At 60.2% G+C, this 2,253-nt stretch carries 1 protein-coding gene and 1 pseudogene; both read right to left on the minus strand.

The genetic code is table 11. The annotated features are described in order from the left end of the window. A partial coding sequence (locus tag WBF74_RS12595) for a sodium-translocating pyrophosphatase (protein ID WP_424440439.1) occupies positions 1–1,909 on the minus strand: 1,909 nt, incomplete at its 3' end. Between the two features lie 161 nt (positions 1,910–2,070). Then, positions 2,071–2,253: pseudogene (locus WBF74_RS12600) on the minus strand (thiamine-phosphate kinase); the annotation flags it as partial.

The following is a 2,253-nucleotide window of genomic DNA, read 5'->3' on the forward strand; positions in this document are numbered from 1 at the left end:
TCATGGAGATCGCGACGAAGAGACCCGTCACGATCACGCCGAGCAGCATGGCACCGACCGCAGAGAAGGCGGCGGACTTGTCGGCAATACCGAGGATGATGAAGTAGAGAACGATGGGAGACAGAACGGGCAGCAGCGAAGGAATAATCATTTCCTTGATCGCCGCCTTGGTCAGCATGTCAACCGCACGCGCATAATCGGGCTTTGAAGTGCCCGCCATAATGCCCGGGTCAGCCTTGAACTGACGCCGGACTTCTTCCACAACCGACCCCGCCGCGCGGCCAACGGCAGTCATGCCCATCGAGCCAAACAGGTAAGGCAGAAGGCCGCCAATGAAGAGGCCGATCACCACATAGGGGTTGGAAAGCGAGAAGTCGGGGCTTATGCCAGCGAAGTAGCTATAGGTGTCGGCATTGGCCGCAAAGTACTTCAGGTCTTCCGTATAAGCGGCGAAAAGCACCAGCGCGCCGAGGCCCGCCGAACCGATCGCATAACCCTTAGTGACAGCCTTTGTGGTGTTACCCACGGCGTCGAGAGCGTCGGTCGTCTTGCGGACATCCGCGGGCAAGTCCGCCATTTCGGCAATGCCGCCAGCATTGTCCGTAACCGGACCAAAGGCGTCGAGAGCGACGACCATGCCGGCAAGGGCGAGCATCGTCGTCACCGCGATGGCGATACCGAAGAGACCGGCAAGGCCATAGGTCACGAGAATGCCAACCACGATGACAAGCGCGGGAAGCGCCGTCGCTTCCATCGAGATGGCGAGACCCTGAATGACATTGGTGCCATGACCCGTTGCCGAGGCAGCGGCAACAGACTTCACGGGGCGGAAATTCACGCCTGTGTAGTATTCCGTGATCCAGACGATGAGGCCGGTCACGACAAGGCCTGCAACACCGCAGATATAGAGGTCAAAGCCGGTGAAGCTCTTGTCGCCGATGGCGTAGGCAGCTTCGAGGCCGATCACCTGATCGGTCACCCAGTAGAGCAGCGCGAGCGACAGCACCGCAGAAGCGATGAAGCCCTTGTAGAGCGCGCCCATGATGTTGTTGCTCTTGCCGAGGCGGACGAAGAACGTGCCGATGATCGAGGTCACGATGCAGGCACCGCCAATGGCGAGCGGGTAAAGCATCATGTTGTCGATGGCCGCGCCCGCGAAGAAGATCGAGGCAAGAACCATCGTGGCAACGACCGTCACCGCATAGGTTTCGAAAAGGTCAGCAGCCATGCCCGCGCAGTCGCCGACATTGTCGCCGACATTGTCGGCAATGGTAGCCGGGTTGCGAGGATCATCTTCCGGGATGCCCGCTTCGACCTTGCCCACAAGATCGCCACCCACGTCGGCACCCTTGGTGAAAATGCCGCCGCCGAGACGTGCGAAAATTGAGATGAGCGACGCACCAAAGCCGAGAGCAACCAGAGCGTCGATCACTTCACGCGAGCCGGGCGCAAGGCCAAGCTGCGTGGTGAGCACGGCGTAATAGACCGCGACCGCGAGAAGCGCGAGGCCCGCCACCAGCATGCCGGTGACAGCGCCCGACTTGAAGGCAACGCTGAGACCTGCGGCAAGGCTCGTGCTGGAAGCCTGCGTGGTGCGCACGTTCGCCCGCACCGAAACCAGCATGCCGATATAGCCGGCCGCGCCCGAAAGCGCCGCACCAACAAGGAAGCCAACGGCAACCTTGATGGTCAACAGATACCAGACAACGGCAAAAATGACCGCGCCGACAAGGGCAATGGTCGTGTACTGACGTGCGAGATAGGCGCTCGCTCCCTCCTGAATCGCCGCAGCGATTTCCTGCATGCGTGCATTGCCCGCATCCATCGCCAGCACTGAGCGGATAGCCCAGATGCCATAGATGAGTGCAAGCACGCCGCAGCCGATAATAGCCCACAAAGCAGTGCTCATTTTTTTGTCCTTAGGTTTTCCTTGACGGAGTAACCGGCGGGAATGGCCTCTCTCTTTCAACGCAAGCGCTGAAAGTCCTCCCCCCTGCCGACTGCAGAAATTGGGCAAAAAGATGCCAAATAGATCAAGGGAAAGCAACCGGAAGCCCTGAGGCTCCCCCGCTAGAAGTGCCGATAACCCGCCTTCGGGAGGGGGATTTCGCACCCCTCTCCGTCGAGCGCCACGATCCCGCACTGCGCATCGACAAGCTTTCCGATTCTCGTCACGCCCACCCCCGTTTCCGCAGCGACGGCGTTGACCTCTCCTGCCTTTTCAGGCGGTGCCGCAAAGAGGATCTCGTAATC

The sequence above is a fragment of the Parvibaculum sp. genome, from assembly GCF_049672805.1.
In the GTDB taxonomy this organism is placed as follows: Bacteria; Pseudomonadota; Alphaproteobacteria; order Parvibaculales; family Parvibaculaceae; genus Parvibaculum.